Below are 18,519 nucleotides of genomic sequence, written 5' to 3'. Positions count from 1 at the left end.
GGCAGTAACCAACCGAGATTACTATAGGTTATTGTCTATCATGAGGCAAGCATTAAACTTTATTTACATGTAATTGTTATTCTTACCAACAAAAATAGTTATTTCTCATCGTACTCTTAAACGTTTATTTCAAAATCCGAGCTATATCTTTGGCAAAATAAGAGATAATAAAGTCTGCTCCAGCACGTTTTATCGCGGTTAAACTTTCTACGATGGCCTGCTCTTCGTTGATAAGATGATGTTTTGCCGCCATTTTTATCATGGAATACTCCCCACTTACTTGATAGGCACAAAGGGGCACTTCAGAAAAATGTTGTTTGAGTTTATAGATGATATCCAAATAGAATCCTGCAGGTTTAACCATAATTATATCAGCTCCTTCATCAATGTCTAAAGCTGTTTCTCTTAAGGCTTCAGCGCTATTGGCAGGATCCATTTGATAGGTTTTTCGGTCACCAAATTGCGGTGCTCCCTGGGCGGCTTCCCTAAAGGGGCCGTACAGACAAGAGCAGTACTTGGCACTATAACTTAATATGGGAATATGATGATATCCGGCCGAATCTAAAGCGAGTCGAATGGCACCGACCATACCATCCGTCATGCCACTGGGCGCGACCCAATCCGCTCCTGCCTCAGCATGGCTTACTGCCTGCTTGCCAAGCAACGCCAGGGTTTGATCATTATCTATACGTTCGCCCTGCAGGACGCCACAATGACCATGATCGGTATATTCACAAAAGCACAAGTCAGAAATAATTAATATTTCTTTATTTACCGAGCGAATTTTTTTTATGGCTTTTTGAATAATTCCATTTTTGTTGAATGATTCGCTGCCACAGCCATCTTTGTGGTTTGGTATGCCAAAAAGTAATACTGCCGGAATGCCTAATGCGCTTAGTGTTTCAATTTCTTTAGGAAGGCAATCAAGACTGAGTTGAAATTGACCGGGCATGGCATTGATCTCTTTAGCCTCAGTTAATTGCTCGCTAATAAATAAGGGGGCTATAAATTGTTGAACATGTAATCGGGTTTCTTTCATCATGGCTCGAGACATTGGACTGCGTCGCAAGCGGGTCATTCTAAGAGGGATATTATAGTGACTCATCAATTTTATCCTTAGGAACTGTAATTTATTAAACTGCTCTCAATGGGGCTCATTATTTACTAGAGGTGTATAAAATATCAATACCGCTGCTCTTGGTACTGCTACTGACCTGAATACTATAAAATTTATTAAGTAAGTATTTTAAGGTGAGCACATTCGGATCGGATTGGGATAAACCCACGTTATAACTTAAATAAATTCGTTTGGATATCGATTTGCCTACCACAACTGCTGTGGAATCACTGATTTGATTGGTAGCCAGATTGTAATTGCTGGTTGTCTGCACGTTCAAATCAAAGCCCAGATTCTTTTTTAATTGTTCTAACAGTTGCGCTCCATTGGTTCCACTGCCCAGATTCATTGAGGATATGGCAGCCAATAATAACTGCCCGCCCGCCTTATTGGCTTGACTGGCAGGGCGACCCAAGACCAGCATGGATAGAATATCAGCTTGAGAAAGAATAGACGGATTGGAAAATAATATGATTTTAGGATCCGTTAAACGTCCTGTTACTTCAACTCCCACGCTTATATTACCGCGGACATTCGCGTTTTGAAGATTATTATTATTAAAATCGAACGATTGATTTGTCCCTGAAGTGGAGGCCGTTGTTGTATCAATTTTTTTTGAGGCTCGTAAGTTAATTCCGGGATTATCCAGCCGCCCACCAGTAAAAATTAATTCTCCTTGCTCAATTGCTAAATCCTGGCCATAGGCTTTATATTCCCCTTTTTTAACATTTAATTCGCCAGTTGCATTTACAGGACCTTGCGGTAGCTTCTTTAAATTGACTGTTCCCGCCAACGTAGCATGCAATCCTTTGAAGGTCAGCTCTACTTCATTACCCATTTCTACACGCAAATCCAGGTTTGTGTTAAATGGAGTAGGGGGGGCTTCATTTTTAGTTTTAAAGACCACATCCTCAGATAAGGCGATGCTGTTTGAAAATGTTTGTGGTTTTATTTGGGCAAAGGGAACTAAAATCGAGCCGGAAATATTGAGGCCTGAAGGGGTGAAATTCAAACTCATTTGAGGCGAGATATTAATCTGATATTCTTTGGTGTTCATGATTTGAAAATCGGTGCCTTGCAGCGAGAGAGCCCCCATAAAAGAGGTCGTTAGTGGCCCCTGTCCTTTAAGAATTAATTTTTTATTTGCAGAAATTAATGAGCCTTCAACTTCCCAGTGTTGTTTTTTTGCATGGGCAGTAAAATCAATAGAATTTAAATGAATACCTAATCCGGGTAAAGCCACACTTGCTTGATTCAAGGTGAGTGTACTCTCAATGATTTTTTTACCCCAAGTTCCTGTCGTTTTCAGTGAAGCTGTTAAATGACCTTTGGGGTTACTGATGTCCGGGCTAATATTTTTTAAAAAATCAAATGAGTTTAACAGCAGTGTCAGATTAGCAGATATGGGTTGATTGTCTGATAACCCTTTCTCAAGATCAAACTTGGGTAGCTTAAAGATTAAGTTTAATTTTTTGTTTTCATCTATGGCTAATGAGCCCTTTCCGCTCAATTGTTGGGGAGACAGAGTCGCATTTAATGTTCCCCCTTGAAATTTGAGTGAGGGAATAAGACTGTCTTCAGGCATCTGATACTGGCCAGGGTTTATGGTCAGTATTATATTGCCTTGATTGCTCTCTTTAATTACTCCTTTGGCAGTTAGGCTGGTATACAATCCTTCATGTTTGGAAGACGGGTTTAAGGTTTGCGATAAATTAGCATCAAAATTCCATTTCCAGGGAGCGGAGCCATGAATGTTTGCCGTTAATTGCCAATTGTCCTTGGACGTCTTGTATATTTTAGAAGTCAACTCAATGTTTAGATTAGGTAAGATACCAGAAAGATTGATTCTTCCTTCTGGACTATTGGCCGTATTTTCTGAGTCATTTTGCCATTGAAGATCGCGCCATTTAATGATTTGATTGAGCTGAGATAATTCTTTTAAACTTCCTTTTAAAGAGATGTTTGCCGGACCATGGAACTCACCTGTCCATTGCAGTTGATTGAGCTCGCCACCTATATCTAAAATTCCTGTAAGGCTCTTTTTTGTTTTGGGGTGGGGATTAAGTTTTATTTTACCTGATAAAGCATAAGGAGATTGGGTTTCAATTTGCAGCTGAGTGCCAATGGATTGAGTTGCATAATCAAAGTGTAACGAATTAATAATCAAACGTTGTTCATTCAGTTGTCCGTTTAATTTAATTTTTTTAAAGAGGGTTGCTGAAGTGGCCTGTTGTATTTCAAGGCTGTCAGCCTTGAAACTATCGATCAGAATTTGACGGCGCAGTAAATAACGAGGCTGCCAGTTAAAGGTTAATTGATTAATTTTTATTGTGGTTTTATCGATTTCATAATCAAGACCACCGATTGTAAATTGCTTCAATAAATTACCGTTTAAATGATGAACTTTGATGGTGCCAGGAAGATAAAGCCCACTTAATTTAATTAGTGTATATAAACCAGGGGTTGTGGATAGGAAAAAAGACAAAAGAGCCACTGATAGTATTAAAAACGCCAAGATACTATAGAACGTCCTTCTGATTAATTTCCTCATAAATCTGGCCCCATACTAATGACCAATCGTGGATTAGTGCCTTCCCTTTGTAGTCGATTGGTTACTGCTTGTGCTAATCCTATTTTAATAGGTCCAATAGGTGAAACCCACATTAAACCACCACCTGCATCATATCGGATATTCCTCGGCACCGGATTATATACATCTCCTGAATCAACAAACCCTACCAGGAACCAATTTTTTTTAACTTCTTTTTGAATTTCAAAGCCACTATACGTGATTATTTTTCCGGGACCTATGGAATTCAAACTGAATGCTTTCAAATTGTCTGTTCCTCCCAAAAGTAATGCCAGTGATAAAGGGAGTTGATTAATATTACTTGTTGCGGTAACCCCTTGAATCGTATGCCCATAGAGTCGAAGACGCCAGGGCTCTATCATGAATGCAGCTTTTGCATCTATAGAGGTTTGGGCAAAACTGATTTTAGACAGAGTGAGGTGACTGGCTCCCAGACCATTTAAAGTAATACTATAACCTGATGGCGAAAATAGAGGGTTGGTGGTGTTATTGAATGTAAATGCAGCCTTTGGATAGAGCATGAATTGCTCGGTATTGGGTTGCAATGAGTAGTGAAAACTCTCATACAATCCATTCACTGATAAAACACGCTTGAAATGCTCTACATTATGTTGCTGGGCCAAGGATAAAAGGAAGGCATTACTATAGCCGCTATTATAATTTAAACTGGAAAAATTGCCTGTAAGACTGTATTGATCCGCCACAGGGTTTTTACCGGGGACTATATATTGAGCTTGCAGTGCGTTCTGAGTAAACGAGCCCTGAGCCAAGGCATTAAATTTATGTCCCTGGCGATTGACCGGTATGATATTAAGACCAGCTCTACCGCGAACTCCTGTATCTGTTCCATAACCTGCACCCAAGGTATAAGTATATTTTGATACAGGCTGTAAATGAACAAGAACAGGAACTGATTGAACATCGGAGATCTGCGGTTTAACAAGTACCGAACTAAAATAACCGCTGTTGGATAGATAATTATTAAATTTAAGAATTTGATCAGTAGAATATGCTTGTCCTTCTTTAAAGGGCACGAATCGATGTAATAAAGCAGGGTCTATATTCGTTGGATCAAATTGCACTTGACCAAAATAATAGAGTGGCCCCGTGTCAAAAATAAGCGTAATTGCGGCCGTATTTTTATTTTCATCTACTAAAATTTCAGCCTTTTGAAATGTTCCATGTAAATAGCCTAAGTTCTCTGCAGTATTGACCAGGCTCTGCTTTGCCTGATTATAAAGTTCAGTAAACAGAGGTGATCCTACATGCAATGGTAATTGCTTTACTGTTTTAAGGAGGATGGGATTCTGCGAGCCCTCTCCAGTCAGTTCTACTTTAAGAGATGAAATATGAATTTGGGGGCCGGGATAAATGGTAATGGATATTTTTTGATGACTTACTATCCGAAGAGCGACATCTGCTTTGAAATAGCCGAATGGTTGAATGGCTTTTATTATTTGATTGCGTAATTCATCTGGGCTGATTTCACTTAATGGTTTTAATTCTTGTAATTCATTCAAGCGTTTTTCAACATTAGCAAGCACCTTACCGCTTACTCCATTAATGTCCAGAGAAAGCAGTTTGGCATTTGCTGCAATTAAAGGAAAACAAACAAGAATAATGATGAGGCAGACTAATTTCTTCATGTGGCCATTGTACTATTAAGTAGCATCCGCTGCCTCCATGTTTTTTAGGTGATAAATTAAATCCAAGGCCTGTCTAGCCGTCAACTTATCTGGGTCAATTCCAGCCAATTCAGCTAAGATGGGGGAGGCGGGTGGGGCCTGAATTGGATGTGTAGTAACAGGCACTTTCGCATCTTGCATATGGTTTAAATGAGCATGCGCCAGCTTTAAAACTTCTGCTGGGATACCCGCAAGTGCAGCAACCTCAAGGCCATAACTGCGATTGGCAGGCCCCGCTTCGACCCGATATAAAAATATAATACGCCCGGTCTCTACAGAAGCCTGCAAATGAACGTTGCGAATACAAGGCCATTGATCCGGGAGATTAGTAAGTTCGAAATAATGAGTAGAAAATAAAGTGTATGCTTTAATTGCTGTCGCCAAATAAGCACAACTGGCATAGGCCAAAGCCATGCCGTCATAGGTGCTTGTACCGCGTCCGATTTCATCAATCAAAACAAGACTTTCTGAGGTCGCTTGTCTTAAAATGTGCGCCGTTTCAGTCATTTCCACCATAAAAGTGGAGCGTCCTGAAGCCAGATCATCGCTGGCACCTATACGCGTAAAAATTCTATCAATAGGGCCTAAAGTGGCAGATTGTGCGGGAATAAAACTGCCTATATGAGCCATGAGAACTATTAAGGCGGTTTGTCGCATGTAAGTAGATTTTCCACCCATATTAGGACCGGTGATTAATAAAATATTTTGATCAGATTTAAGATGGAGATCATTGGCAATGAATTGTTCCTGCAGTAATTGCTCAATAACCGGATGACGTCCTGATTGAATAGAAATACCTGTCTCGGGCACTAGTCTAGGGCAATTCCAATTGAAACTTTGCGCCCGCTCCGCCAGGGTAGCCAATACATCTAATTGTGCCAATGCCTGAGCCAGGTGGGTTAGTTCACTGATATAGGTCTGAATTTCAATCAGCAAATTATCATACAACCATTTTTCCCGTGCCAAGGCTTTAACCTGGGCGGAAAGAACTTTTTCCTCAAATACTTTAAGTTCAGGAGTGATGTAGCGTTCTACATTTTTTAATGTTTGTTTTCTTTGATAATTAACCGGTGCTTTTTCTGCCTGTGCTTTAGACAATTCTATGTAAAAGCCTTGAACATTATTGAACCCCAGCTTCAAGGTGGATAGACCGGTGCGTTGTTTTTCTTCCAGTTCCAGCTGAACCAAGGTTTCGTTAGCATTGGTGCTTAGTATTTTTAATTCATCCAGCTCCTCATCAAAACCAGGAGCAATCACGCCACCATCACGAATGAGCACGGGGGGATTTTCGACTATTGCCGAATCCAGCAATTCCTGGAGGACAGGAAATGGGCTGATATGTTCTTTTAATTGGTTGATAAGTGGTGTTTGATTGTTGTGAATAGAAGCATTTATTTCTGGAAGCAAACTTAAAGTGGTGCGTAAAGCAATTAAGTCTCGTGGCCGGGCCGATTTTAAAGCAATCCGTGACACGATTCGCTCTACATCGCAGCATTGTTTGAGTAGCGGATGGAGCATTGTATCCTGTTGAAGATGTATGATTTCTTTAATGGCCTGTTGACGAGCCTGGATTAAATGCTGTTGTTTGAGTGGTCTTCCCAACCAACGCTTTAGTAAACGACTTCCCATGGTACAGGCGGTATTATCCAGAACCGAGAGTAAACAGTGATCACTTTTTCCATTAATATTTTCAAATAACTCTAAATGTTTCTGTGTTGAAGCGTCCAGTTGCAAGTAATCTTGCGAATTTTCAAGCGTAATGGAAGTCAGATGGGGCAATGCCTGTTTTTGAGTGGTTTGTAAATAGGCAAGTAAAGCACCTGCTGCGATTAGGGCTATAGGATGGTCTTGTTCACCAAATGCTGATAAATCAGTAACGCCAAATTGATTGCATAACAATTTATAAGCACTGTCTGCATTGAATTCCCAGCCTGGTCTGACTTTAACCGGGAAATTGCTGCAGTAATCGCGTAGGGGCGATGATTCTTCCAGCAGAAGTTCTGCAGGTTGCAACCGTGTTAACTCAGCACTAAGTTGATTGTTCTCCTGCAACTCAATTAAATGAAAACGGCCACTACTTAAGTCTACCCAGGCGAGGCCTATTCTCTGTTTTTGTTGATGGATGGCTAATAACAGATTATCTTTTTTGGCATCCAGAAAAGCTTCATCGGTTACTGTACCGGGCGTAATAATGCGCGTTACTTCTCGTGCAACGGGGCCTTTGCTGGTAGCTGGGTCGCCTATTTGTTCACAGATTGCTACCGATTCTCCTTTCTTAATAAGGCGAGCCAAATAGTTTTCTACCGCGTGATAGGGCAGGCCTGCCATAGGAATTGGTTTATCAGCAGATTGTCCTCTATGAGTCAGAGTTAAGTCCAGTAATTGGGATGCGCGCTTTGCATCATCAAAAAACAGCTCATAAAAATCACCCATACGATAAAACAAGAGCATATCGGGATATTCTGATTTGATGCGTAAATATTGTTGCATCATTGGGGTATGAGAAGTAGTCATGAGTGCTGGCTAAAATGAAATTGGGGTGATTCTAACAAAATCATAGGTGTAAGTCAGTAAAAGGAGTTGTCGATAAATGCTTGGGATAGGATTAAATCAACATACAGTTTCATCGTATAAAATCATATACCCAGCATGACAGATAGAGATCACCAATCGCGACACCGTAAGCTTTTAAAGCCCAAATTGCTTTAAAGAAGCAGCTTACTTACAGGATGTTTTGCATAAAAAGTAATCGTTATAGTATAATGTTGATTCAATAATGAAACATTTAACTTATAGTCTTGAACAAGAAATCAAGCATAAGGTAATCATCATAAAGAATGTGGGCATTTAGAGCAACTAAATGAAGCACTATTAATGGTGATTAAAATGGTTAATCCAATAGTATTTATTAACCAGATAAAATGTTTTCCATGAGACGACTTGTCTTCTCCCTAAGGACAGCTGGAGAACTGGTAACGCTACACCCCCTAGTTTTAATTAATAAACGGGTTCGTCGTCGAGGTAAAGACCAAAGGAACAGGTATATCGGTATTGCTTCTTATTGAACAATCCTGCCTGTTTTTATTGTGCTTTAGTTCGGCGAACCTTTTGTTTAGCCCTTCTGCTCAGTACCCTTTGGTTTCTTGCCTTCTATTTCATTTTTAAGCCAGGTTAAGCCTGTCTTGGAATCTTTAGGAGCAATTGACGATGTATTGCCATTTAGACAACCTTGAAAATCTTAATGCCGTAGAATTAGCGGGAGCCCTTGCAGAAATTTCAGCCTACGCCACCTCCCTTGATTTGAGCGGTAATAACCTTGGCAGCCGAACCGGTGCCGAATTAGCGACAGCCTTCGCAAGAGTTCCTGCCCATGTTACCTCCCTTAATTTGAGCGTGAATCAACTGGGCAGCCAAACCGACGCTGAATTGTCGACCGCTTTGGCGGGAATTCCAGCCTACATAACCTTCCTTGATTTAAGCTTGAATATATTTTACAACAAAACCGGTGATGAGTTGGCGAGAGCCTTTGCGCGAATTCCAGTTGGGGTAACCTCCCTTAATTTGAGCTTCAATAACCTGGGGGTCAAGACCGGTGATGAGTTGGCGAAAGTCTTTTCGGGAGTTCCAGTCGGGGTAACCTCCCTTAATTTGAGCTTCAATAACCTGGGGAGCCAGACCAGTGATGAGTTGGCGAAAGCTTTTGTGGGAGTTCTTGCTGGGGTAACTTTTCTTGATTTGAGCGGCAATAATTTGGGAAGTCAAACCGGTGCTGAATTGGCGAAAGTCTTTGCGAGAATTCCAGCTCACGTGACCTCCCTTGATTTAAGTAATAATGAATTATACAAATTAAATTCAGCCAACCTGCTCCTGGCCTTACAGTCTATTCCGACAACTGTAACTCACATCAATTTGGGTGGGAATCGGCTGTTTGTGGGAAAAACAACAATCGAACGTGATGAACTATTAGAGTCTCTAAAGCCCTTAGAGCAGGATGGACGTCTTATCCTTTCCTATAATGGCGAATCGGCTTTTGCTCGAGCTCTCCTGCCTTTACTTTCTGCAGTGAAGAGTCATCTTTTTACTTTTGATGTGGCAAGCAATATTTTGTCCTGTCTTCTCCTGAATAAAGAGGGTTTAGCTCCTAATGTTGTGGTGCAGTCTAAAATCAACCAAACCGTGACGAAGGATGATAATCAACTCCTTAACGATTGCTATAAGCGTTTTGGCGGAACTTTTTTTCAACCAGCCACTTTGGAATTACTGACGACCAGGCAAGAAAAATCCGAGGAACAAAGAGTCTGCGAGCAAACCCTGCAGCATTTTTGTTTGTAAAATAATTTATTTTACTTTTTAAACATTGGCAAAAACGTCATCCTGAACAGCGTAGGGATCTTCTAAAAAGGGGCTCCGTCCTTAATAAGAAGCTCCCTCACGCTGTTCGGGATGACGTAGTTTCCTCTACTATAAACTAGCGCATAGTGAAGTGGCCCTGTGTTTTGGTGTCAGATAGCCGGCCACCTCTGGCTATTTCTGACATAAAGAACCGCTGTGGGCGGATTAAAATTGACCCGGGTGGTGCAATAAAAAACATTACGGGACAATGTTTAACCTCTGAGGTTTGAACCAAAGATTAAGCCTCAGGTAAAACGTGCCCCATAAGACGACTAGTCTTCTCCCTAAGGACAGCTGGAGAACTGGTAATGCAACATCCCCCTAGTTTTAATTAATAAACGGGTTCGTCGTCGAGGTAAAGACCAAAGGAACGGGTATATCGGTATCACTTCTTATTGAACGATACTGCCTGTTTTCATTGCGCTTTAGTTCGGCGAGCCCTTGTTTAGCCTTTCTGCTCAATACTCTTTGGTTTCTTGCCTTCTATTTCATTTTTAAGCCAGGTTAAGCCCTGTCTTGGAACCTTTAGGAGCAATTGACAATGAATCACCATTTAAGCAACCTTGAAAATCTTAGTGCGGAAGAATTAGTAACAGCCTTTGCATCAATTCCAGGCGGCGTGACGATCCTTAATTTGCGTGGCAATAATCTGGGGAGTAGATCCGACGCTGAATTGGCGGCAGCTTTTGCGAGAATTCCATCCAGCGTGAGATCCCTTAATTTGAGCAGTAATAACCTGGGGAGCAAAGCTGGTGCTGAATTAGCTACCGCCTTTGCTGGAATTCCAGATGGGGTGACCTCCCTTAATTTGGACAGAAATAATCTGGGGAGCAAAAGTGGTGCTGAATTAGCGGCCGCCTTTGCGGGAATTCCAACCGGCGTGACCAACCTTCATTTGATCGCCAATAATCTGGGGAGCAAAGCCGGTGCTGAATTAGCGAAAGCCTTTGCGAGCATTCCATCCGGAGTCGCCGCTCTTAATTTGCGCGTCAATAATCTGGATAGTCAAACTGGTGCTGAATTAGCGACTGCTTTTTCGGGAATTCCAACTCACGTGGCCGCTCTTGACTTGGGAGGCAATAATCTGGGGAGCAAAGCCGGTACTGAGTTAGCGAAAGCCTTTGCAGGAATTCCTGTCGGAGTGGTTGCCCTTGGTTTGGGCTTCAATAAGCTGAGCACAAAAACCGGTGCTGAATTAGCGACTGCCTTTTCGGGAATTCCAGAACATGTGACCTTTCTTGATTTGAGCAGCAACAACCTGGGCAGCAAAGCTGGTGCTGAATTGGTGAAAGTCTTTGCGAGAATTCCAGCTCACGTGAGCTTCCTTGATTTAAGTAATAATGAATTAAACAACTTAAGTTCAGCTGACCTGCTCCTGGCTTTGCAGTCTATTCCGACAACTGTAACGCGCATCAATTTGGGTAATAATCGGTTGTTTGTGGGAAAAACAGCAATCGAACGTGATGAACTATTAAAGGCTCTAAAGCCCTTAGAGCAGGATGGACGTCTTATCCTTTCCTATAATGGCGAATCGGCTTTTGCTCGAGTTCTCCTGCCTTTACTTTCTGCAGTGAAGAGCCATCTTTTTACTTTTGATGTGGCAAGCAATATTTTGTCCTGTCTTCTCCCTAATAAAGAGGGCAAAGCTCCTAATATTGTGGTGCAGTCTAAAATTATCCAAACCGTGACTAAGGATGATAATCGACTCCTTAACGATTGCTATAAGCGTTTTGGCGGAACTTTTTTTCAATCAGCCACTTTAGAGTCACTGACCTTCAGGAAAGAAAACAGCAGGGAGCAAGGAATCTGCGACCAAACAGTGCAGCATTTTTGTTTGTAAGCGTACCAAAAGCCTCTGGATCCCAGCCAGAGGCTTTTCTTATGTCATTATTTTGTTTATTAGTTAACCACCCTTTCTTGAAAAAATTATATTTATCTTAGATTTAAGATATGTCCTTCATTTAATGTTACCATTTGCTACACTATAAAGAGATTTATAATAAATGTTAAATAAATAGGGAGAATAGTTATGAATCGTTTAGCTATGATAGCTGTAACTTGCGTTTTGGGTTTCGTATTAACTGCTTGTGGCCAACAAAGTACACCAAAGCCAACAGCAGGTGCTACTAATCCTCCTGCTAGCCAAACCACTGATCAGACAACACCAGCTAAAACAGATGGTCAAAGCCACTAAGAAACTCGCTGGTTTTTGCTGATTCAATCCAAGAAAACTCCATGTTGTTACTGCATGGAGTTTTTTCTTTTACAGGGTTTTCTTAATGAATCGTTTAATTATTTTAATTAAAGAAATAGCTCTGCTTTTAAAAAAGAATGATTGGCAATTAGTTACCGCAGAATCATGTACGGGCGGATTAGTTGCAAGTTATATCACTGAAATACCAGGTAGTTCTCTCTGGTTTGAACGAGGGTTTGTTACTTATAGTAATTTAGCCAAGCAGGAGATGCTTGCCGTGCCCAAAGAGCTAATAGAAGAGTTTGGAGCAGTAAGTGAAGAGGTTGCTTCGGCTATGGCTATGGGGGCCTTACAACGCAGCGTTGGCGATATTGCTTTATCCGTGACCGGTATTGCTGGCCCAGATGGGGGAACTGTTGATAAGCCTGTTGGCACAGTATGGTTTGCCTGGGCTACTCGCGATGGTTCATTAAATACTGTAAAAAAACAATTTGCAGGGACGAGGCAGGAAATTCGTTTGGCCGCATGCCATGAGGCTTTACAAGGCGCTCTTACGATGATTAAGAAAATTCAACTAATTCGCGATTAATTCACTTTGCTGCTCACCCACATCTGTGTGATAATTTTGGTCTTGCACACTACTACTTGGATAAAATTATGGAAGAGAACAAACAAAAAGCATTATCGGCAGCCCTCTCGCAAATTGAGCGTCAGTTTGGTAAAGGATCGGTAATGCGTATGGGCGATAGTAATGTATCGCGTGATATAGAAGCTATTTCTACAGGGTCTTTAGGCCTGGATATTGCATTAGGAATTGGCGGTTTACCTAAAGGTCGTATTGTTGAAATTTATGGTCCAGAATCCTCTGGTAAAACAACATTAACGCTTCAAGTTATTGCTGAATGTCAAAAAATGGGTGGTACAGCAGCATTTATTGATGCAGAACATGCTTTGGATCCAAGCTATGCTCAAAAACTGGGAGTGAATGTCGATGAGCTGTTAGTTTCTCAGCCAGATACCGGGGAACAGGCTCTGGAAATTACGGACATGCTAGTTCGTTCTGCGGCTGTGGATGTAGTGATTATTGACTCAGTCGCTGCTTTAACACCTAAAGCGGAGATTGAAGGGGAAATGGGGGATACTCATGTTGGCTTACAAGCAAGACTGATGTCCCAGGCATTACGTAAATTAACCGCTAATATTAAACGTTCTAACACTCTGGTTATTTTTATTAACCAGATTCGAATGAAAATTGGGGTTATGTTTGGCAGTCCCGAAACAACAACAGGCGGTAATGCATTAAAATTCTATGCTTCAGTGCGTTTGGATATTCGTCGCATCGGCTCAATTAAGAAAGGTGAAGAAATATTAGGTAGTGAGACACGCGTTAAAGTTGTTAAAAATAAAGTTGCGCCTCCTTTCAAAATGACAGAATTTGATATTTTGTATAACGAAGGTATTTCACGGGAAAGTGAAGTTATTAATTTGGGCGTTCAATTGAATCTAATTGAAAAATCAGGTGCATGGTATAGCTATAAGCAGGAAAAAATTGGCCAGGGCAAGGATAATGTCCGATTATATCTGAAGGATAATCCTCAAGTAGCTGCAGAGCTTGAACGGCAGATTCGTGCTGAGTTATTAGAAAAGAAATTACCCATGCTTGCTGCGGCAACTGAAGATAGCTTTGAGACTATTAATGACTAAAGCATTTGATAGCGCCTTACGCCTGTTAACCAGGCGTGAGCATGGCGCTATAGAATTATGTGATAAATTAGAACAAAAAGGATTTAGTCCTAAAGAGGCTAAAGATGCGTTGGAGTCTTGCCAACGTCTTGGTTTACAAAATGACAAGCGTTTTGTAGAAAATTACAGTCGCTCACGTATTCGCCAGGGATATGGACCGCTAAAAATCAGGCAGGAATTAAAAATCAAAGGTATTGACAGCGAACTTATCCAGTACGAATTACAGCAGGAACAAGACAACTGGGTAGACTATGCGATGAAGGTATGGCAGAAAAAGAGTAAGGGAAAAGTTGATTTATCGTTTGATGAGATGCAAAAACTACAGCACTTTTTACTTTACCGCGGCTTTAGTATGGATATAATCGCAAAGGTCGTAAAGGAATTGAAGTAAACTTTTAGACTATCATTAAAAATTTAAGGTAACAATTCACCACTATTATTCTCGAATAGACTCATGCAATGGTATAGTCATTGCAGTTGGTGCTGAGTGATAGACAAAGCCCAATTGCTCATTTGAGCACAATAAGTAGTGAAAGAAGCCCCGTGTCGGACTTCATTTCGTTCAGCGCTAACCAACGCTAATTAAATAGCGTGGTACGCTATTTAATTAACTTAACTGGTAAGTAGTAAAAATGAAAAGTTCTGAAATTAGACAGGCATTCTTTGATTATTTTGCACAACGCGGTCATCAGTTAGTAGAGTCCAGCTCATTGATCCCTGCCAATGATCCTACATTATTATTTACTAATGCAGGTATGGTGCAATTTAAAGATTTATTTTTAGGACTTGAAACTCGTCCTTATCAGCGTGCAGTTAGTGCTCAGCGTTGTGTTCGTGCCGGTGGTAAACATAATGATTTGGAAAACGTTGGCTATACCGCAAGGCATCATACCTTTTTTGAGATGCTAGGTAACTTTAGTTTTGGTGATTATTTTAAACGAGAAGCCATTCAATTTGCCTGGGACTTCTTAACTCAAGTCTTGCATTTACCTGCAGAGCGTTTATGGGTAACCGTATATAAAGAAGATCAGGAAGCAGAGGACATCTGGTTAAAGGAAATGGGCGTTTCTGCTGAACGCTTTTCCCGCTGCGGAGAAAAAGATAATTTTTGGTCTATGGGGGATACTGGCCCTTGTGGTCCTTGTACCGAAATTTTTTATGATCATGGTCCTGATATTGCTGGCGGTCCTCCTGGAAGTCCTGAGGAAGACGGGGACAGGTACATAGAGATTTGGAATTTGGTGTTTATGCAGTTTAACAGGGATAAAGAAGGTAATCTTCATCCCTTGCCCAAACCCTCTGTAGATACCGGTATGGGATTGGAGCGGCTTGCTGCTGTAGTGCAGGGAGTACATAGTAATTATGAAATAGATACGTTCCAATTCTTAATTAAATCCATAGCAAACCTTGGAAGTGGCATCGATTTAAATCATACGTCTTTAAAGGTCATTGCGGATCACATTCGTTCTTGTGCTTTTTTAATAGTGGACGGCGTAGTGCCGGGTAATGAGGGCCGCGGTTATGTATTGCGAAGAATTATCCGAAGAGCGGTAAGACACGGCAATAAACTAGGGTTATCCAGTCCATTTTTTTCTCAGCTGGTTCAGCCATTAATTAAAATAATGGGTGATGCATATCCTGAGTTAGTTACGGCAAAAACGCATATAGAAAAAATATTAATGCAAGAAGAGAATCAGTTTGCCCGTACTTTAGAGCAGGGACTCCGTTTGTTACACGAGCAAATGCACACCATGGGGGGGGATGAAATATCCGGAGCAATTGCATTTAAGCTATATGATACCTATGGTTTTCCTGTAGATCTTACTGCTGATATAGCTCGAGAGCAGGGTTTGCATATTGATATGGATGGTTTTAACCAATTAATGCAACAGCAAAGAGAACAATCTCAAGCAGCCAGCCAATTTACCATCGATTATCATGCAACGTCTCAGTTGGATCATCAATCCGAGTTTCATGGTTATGATAAAGAAGTGACGGAAGGAAAAATCATCGGATTGCTTCAAGAAGGGCATGAAGTTAAAACTCTGGGTAAAGGGTTAAAGGGGGCCGTTATTCTTGATAATACCCCGTTTTATGCAGAAAGCGGTGGGCAAGCGGGCGATAAAGGTATTCTTTCCGGAAAAGGATTTAGTTTTCGCGTAGAGGACACTCAAAAAGTAGGTCAAGCGATAGTACACCATGGTGAAGTCATTGAAGGCACTTTAACTTTACATTTGGCGGTTAGGGCGGAAATCGATAAAGCAAGACGAGATGCAGTTCGTTTGAATCATACCGCAACTCATTTATTGCATGCTGCACTAAAAACTATAGTTGGCCCTCATGTCCAACAAAAAGGTTCTTTAGTGGAAGCTGAGCGAGCCCGTTTCGATTTTTCTCATTTTGAAGCATTGACTCAAGAACAAATTCGCCAAATTGAAATCCTGGTTAATAAACAAATTAGGGCCAACAATGAAGTAGTCACCCAAGTTATGGATATAGAAGCAGCCAAGAAAAGTGGAGCTGTTGCCCTTTTTGGTGAAAAATATGCTGAAGCCGTGCGTGTTTTATCTATGGGAGAGTTTTCTAAAGAGCTTTGTGGGGGTACCCATGCGCGAAGAACAGGCGATATAGGCTTATTTAAAATTATTGCGGAGTATGGAATCGCCAGTGGGGTAAGACGTATCGATATGGTTACCGGTAGTTATGCATTGGCCTGGGTGAATGAACAACAAGATCTTTTAGGCGACTTGGCAGCAAGTCTGAAGACTACTGTAGGTAATTTACGCGATAAGTTGTCCCAGTTACTCATTGACAATAAAAGTCAGGAGAAAGAAATAGCGAAACTTCTTAGTGAGAAGGCACAGAAATCAGGTGCTGATCTTGTAAGTGAGGTCGAGAATATAAATGGGATTAATCTACTGGTAAAACAACTTGATGGCATGGACAATCAAACGCTACGGACTACTCTGGATCAGCTTAAATCCACTTTAGATTCAGCAGTCATTGTATTATTTACCGTAGATCAAAATAAGATGAATGTCATTGCCGGGGTAAGTAAAAATATTTTAGGCAAAGCGCCAACCGCTGCGATGTTAGTACGCCATCTATGCGGAAAAGGTGGCGGGAGAGATGATATGGCTCAAGGTGGGGGAGCCGTTCCCGACAATTTGGCTGAGAAAATAAAAGAAATAAAAACAATGGTAGAAAATTCTTAAGCTGAAACACTTGGGGCGGGTGTATTGCTTAAACGTATCTTGCACGTCATCAGTAAGTAAACGTAGCCCGGCTGCTTGCAGCCGGTATCTGTTTGAAAACCGTAGCTGGCAACCCCGGTTGCAACAACCGGGTTACCCCTGTAAAAATTGTCTTTAAAGACGGTATTTACTTTTTAGTCTGGGCAAGCCAGAGTGCAATGCCTTCATTCATTAAGGGAGTAAATGATGAGTTTTATAAAGGAGTTTAAAGAGTTTGTTATGCGCGGTAACGTAGTTGATTTAGCCGTTGCCGTCATTATAGGGGCTGCATTTGGTAAGATCATTACCGCTTTTGTCGATGGAATTATTATGCCTCTTCTTGGTTTATTGTTGGGGGGAGTTAATATCGCCAATAAATCATTCACTCTGGGTGACGCAGTGGTTAAATGGGGCGGATTTCTTCAAGCTATTATTGATTTTACCATTATCGCGTTTGCCATATTTGTAGCAATAAAATTTGTGAATATGTTAAAGAGGAAAGACGAGGAGAGGCAGGAACAGACTCCCATATTATCTCATCAAGAAGTTTTATTGATGGAAATTCGCGATTTGTTAAAAGGCAAGAGCAAGCCAACTTAAAAGCTTGGTCATCTCTGGTTTGATTTTAATCAAAAACCTGGGGGATCTGCTATACTAGATTTAGTAGTTAATTAATAAGGATATTTTATGAGCGAGCTATTGAATTTAATCGCACTCATTATTGTTTTTGGGGTGTGCTTATGGTTAATTAATGCCTTTATTCCCATGCCTGGAGCAATTAAAAGCCTCTTAAATGTATTGGTTTTAATTGTTTTAATTATCTATATACTGCAATTTTTTGGCATCATCAAAACCATCTTGCCCATGGTTAAAATTTTAAAATGATCATAAAACAGGCGAGGTAATGCGGAACATTGCAAGGATTAAGGCTCATCTGGAGCCCTTGCAAACGGAGTATGCATATTTCGTCATTGCGAGCCTTGGCGAAGCAATCCAGAACGATACTTCGCTGAAAATCTGAATTGATTGCTTCACCGTGTTTGCAATGACGATTGTTTTTATCTGATTCCCAAAAAAATGACATATGCCATGAGCATTTACTTGTTTTCACTTATTACTTGTTCTTAGGGCAGCTATAAGGAAATAAGATGAGACTGTCACAACAAGAGGTAATTGCTTTGCTTGGTTTAGTGCCTCACCCTACTTGCGGATTAGTTAAACAAACCTATATAAGCCAAACGCGTATTCCTCAAAGTGTATTGCCTAGTCAATTTGATAGCGATCGTTATGCCGGTTAGGTCATGTACTTTATGATTTCACAGCAAACACCAATCAAGCTACATAAAATTCATTCCGACCAAATGTATCATTTTTATTTTGGCGGCCCCCTGGCTTCATCATAAAGCGTAAGTGTTCGTGACCTATGCTGTTTTGAGAGTCCCAAAAAAGTCGTCATTGCGAACAAAGTGAAGCAAACCAGCTCATATTTTTAACGAAGTATCGCTCCGGATTGCTTCGCCAAGGCTCGCAATGGTGCACCATAATACTCCGTGAGATTTACACGC

The 18,519-nt window shown here is 41.0% G+C and carries 14 protein-coding genes; 10 read left to right on the top strand and 4 right to left on the bottom strand.

The genetic code is table 11. From position 1 onward, the window contains the following. Nucleotides 1–124 precede the first annotated feature (124 nt). From hemB to mutS, 4 genes are read right to left on the bottom strand one after another with little or no spacing between them, the layout of a single operon-like run. Nucleotides 125–1,105 carry a porphobilinogen synthase gene (hemB, locus tag LOX96_RS00220; protein WP_250420037.1) on the bottom strand — a complete coding sequence of 327 codons (981 nt, stop codon included), beginning with the start codon at nt 1,103–1,105 and terminating at the stop codon, nt 125–127. Between the two features lie 52 nt (nt 1,106–1,157). Then, nucleotides 1,158–3,668 (bottom strand): translocation/assembly module TamB domain-containing protein, encoded by a 2,511-nt coding sequence (locus tag LOX96_RS00215; RefSeq protein ID WP_250420040.1) that lies wholly within the window; start codon nt 3,666–3,668, stop codon nt 1,158–1,160. Further along, entirely contained in the window at nt 3,665–5,353 is a 1,689-nt protein-coding gene (locus LOX96_RS00210; RefSeq protein ID WP_250420043.1) for an autotransporter assembly complex protein TamA, read from the bottom strand. Before LOX96_RS00210 ends, LOX96_RS00215 begins: the two co-directional genes overlap by 4 nt. Before the next feature lie 15 nt (nt 5,354–5,368). After that, complete coding sequence (gene mutS / locus LOX96_RS00205) at nt 5,369–7,906, bottom strand: DNA mismatch repair protein MutS (protein WP_250420046.1); 2,538 nt, start codon at nt 7,904–7,906, stop codon at nt 5,369–5,371. Between the two features lie 693 nt (nt 7,907–8,599). Here mutS and LOX96_RS00200 point away from each other — a divergent pair. The 10 genes from LOX96_RS00200 (at nt 8,600) to LOX96_RS00155 (ending at nt 18,252) form a co-directional block, all read left to right on the top strand. After that, on the top strand, nt 8,600–9,724 hold the full coding sequence (locus LOX96_RS00200; protein WP_250420048.1) for a leucine-rich repeat domain-containing protein: 1,125 nt from the start codon (nt 8,600–8,602) through the stop codon (nt 9,722–9,724). Nucleotides 9,725–10,325: 601 nt separating this feature from the next. Then, complete coding sequence (locus LOX96_RS00195; protein WP_250420051.1) at nt 10,326–11,624, top strand: leucine-rich repeat domain-containing protein; 1,299 nt, start codon at nt 10,326–10,328, stop codon at nt 11,622–11,624. A 189-nt stretch (nt 11,625–11,813) separates the two neighbouring features. Further along, nucleotides 11,814–11,978 carry a hypothetical protein gene (locus LOX96_RS00190; protein ID WP_250420054.1) on the top strand — a complete coding sequence of 55 codons (165 nt, stop codon included), beginning with the start codon at nt 11,814–11,816 and terminating at the stop codon, nt 11,976–11,978. A gap of 85 nt (nt 11,979–12,063) precedes the next feature. Further along, nucleotides 12,064–12,567, top strand: coding sequence for a CinA family protein (locus tag LOX96_RS00185; RefSeq protein WP_250420057.1), 504 nt, complete (start codon nt 12,064–12,066; stop codon nt 12,565–12,567). Between the two features lie 68 nt (nt 12,568–12,635). After that, entirely contained in the window at nt 12,636–13,682 is a 1,047-nt protein-coding gene (gene recA / locus LOX96_RS00180) for a recombinase RecA (protein ID WP_250420060.1), read from the top strand. Beyond that, a complete protein-coding gene (recX, locus tag LOX96_RS00175) occupies nt 13,675–14,112 on the top strand; it encodes a recombination regulator RecX (RefSeq protein ID WP_250420063.1) in 438 nt (145 codons plus the stop codon). Before recA ends, recX begins: the two co-directional genes overlap by 8 nt. Before the next feature lie 241 nt (nt 14,113–14,353). Further along, nucleotides 14,354–16,936, top strand: coding sequence for an alanine--tRNA ligase (alaS, locus tag LOX96_RS00170; RefSeq protein ID WP_250420066.1), 2,583 nt, complete (start codon nt 14,354–14,356; stop codon nt 16,934–16,936). Between the two features lie 225 nt (nt 16,937–17,161). After that, nucleotides 17,162–17,554, top strand: a complete 393-nt coding sequence (gene mscL / locus LOX96_RS00165) for a large-conductance mechanosensitive channel protein MscL (RefSeq protein WP_250420167.1) — start codon at nt 17,162–17,164, stop codon at nt 17,552–17,554. 87 nt (nt 17,555–17,641) lie between these two features. After that, complete coding sequence (locus tag LOX96_RS00160; RefSeq protein WP_250420068.1) at nt 17,642–17,839, top strand: Thivi_2564 family membrane protein; 198 nt, start codon at nt 17,642–17,644, stop codon at nt 17,837–17,839. Nucleotides 17,840–18,102: 263 nt separating this feature from the next. Next, on the top strand, nt 18,103–18,252 hold the full coding sequence (locus tag LOX96_RS00155) for a cupin domain-containing protein (protein ID WP_250420071.1): 150 nt from the start codon (nt 18,103–18,105) through the stop codon (nt 18,250–18,252). The last annotated feature ends 267 nt before the right edge of the window (nt 18,253–18,519 follow it).

Origin of the sequence: Legionella maioricensis (assembly GCF_023618015.1) — a bacterium.
GTDB classification, from domain to species: domain Bacteria; phylum Pseudomonadota; class Gammaproteobacteria; order Legionellales; family Legionellaceae; genus Legionella; species Legionella maioricensis.
The sequence above is the reverse complement of the archived record's forward strand: the minus strand, read 5'-3'. Positions and strand labels throughout refer to the sequence as shown.

Excerpts from the sequence above, each read along its gene's own strand:
- mscL (WP_250420167.1), top strand. The coding sequence starts at position 17,162 with ATGAGTTTTATAAAGGAGTTTAAAGAGTTTGTTATGCGCGGTAACGTA.
- LOX96_RS00195 (WP_250420051.1), top strand. The coding sequence starts at position 10,326 with ATGAATCACCATTTAAGCAACCTTGAAAATCTTAGTGCGGAAGAATTA.
- mutS (WP_250420046.1), bottom strand. The coding sequence starts at position 7,906 with ATGACTACTTCTCATACCCCAATGATGCAACAATATTTACGCATCAAA.
- recX (WP_250420063.1), top strand. The coding sequence starts at position 13,675 with ATGACTAAAGCATTTGATAGCGCCTTACGCCTGTTAACCAGGCGTGAG.
- LOX96_RS00215 (WP_250420040.1), bottom strand. The coding sequence starts at position 3,668 with ATGAGGAAATTAATCAGAAGGACGTTCTATAGTATCTTGGCGTTTTTA.
- LOX96_RS00160 (WP_250420068.1), top strand. The coding sequence starts at position 17,642 with ATGAGCGAGCTATTGAATTTAATCGCACTCATTATTGTTTTTGGGGTG.
- LOX96_RS00185 (WP_250420057.1), top strand. The coding sequence starts at position 12,064 with ATGAATCGTTTAATTATTTTAATTAAAGAAATAGCTCTGCTTTTAAAA.
- recA (WP_250420060.1), top strand. The coding sequence starts at position 12,636 with ATGGAAGAGAACAAACAAAAAGCATTATCGGCAGCCCTCTCGCAAATT.
- alaS (WP_250420066.1), top strand. The coding sequence starts at position 14,354 with ATGAAAAGTTCTGAAATTAGACAGGCATTCTTTGATTATTTTGCACAA.
- LOX96_RS00200 (WP_250420048.1), top strand. The coding sequence starts at position 8,600 with ATGTATTGCCATTTAGACAACCTTGAAAATCTTAATGCCGTAGAATTA.
- LOX96_RS00210 (WP_250420043.1), bottom strand. The coding sequence starts at position 5,353 with ATGAAGAAATTAGTCTGCCTCATCATTATTCTTGTTTGTTTTCCTTTA.
- hemB (WP_250420037.1), bottom strand. The coding sequence starts at position 1,105 with ATGAGTCACTATAATATCCCTCTTAGAATGACCCGCTTGCGACGCAGT.
- LOX96_RS00155 (WP_250420071.1), top strand. The coding sequence starts at position 18,103 with ATGAGACTGTCACAACAAGAGGTAATTGCTTTGCTTGGTTTAGTGCCT.
- LOX96_RS00190 (WP_250420054.1), top strand. The coding sequence starts at position 11,814 with ATGAATCGTTTAGCTATGATAGCTGTAACTTGCGTTTTGGGTTTCGTA.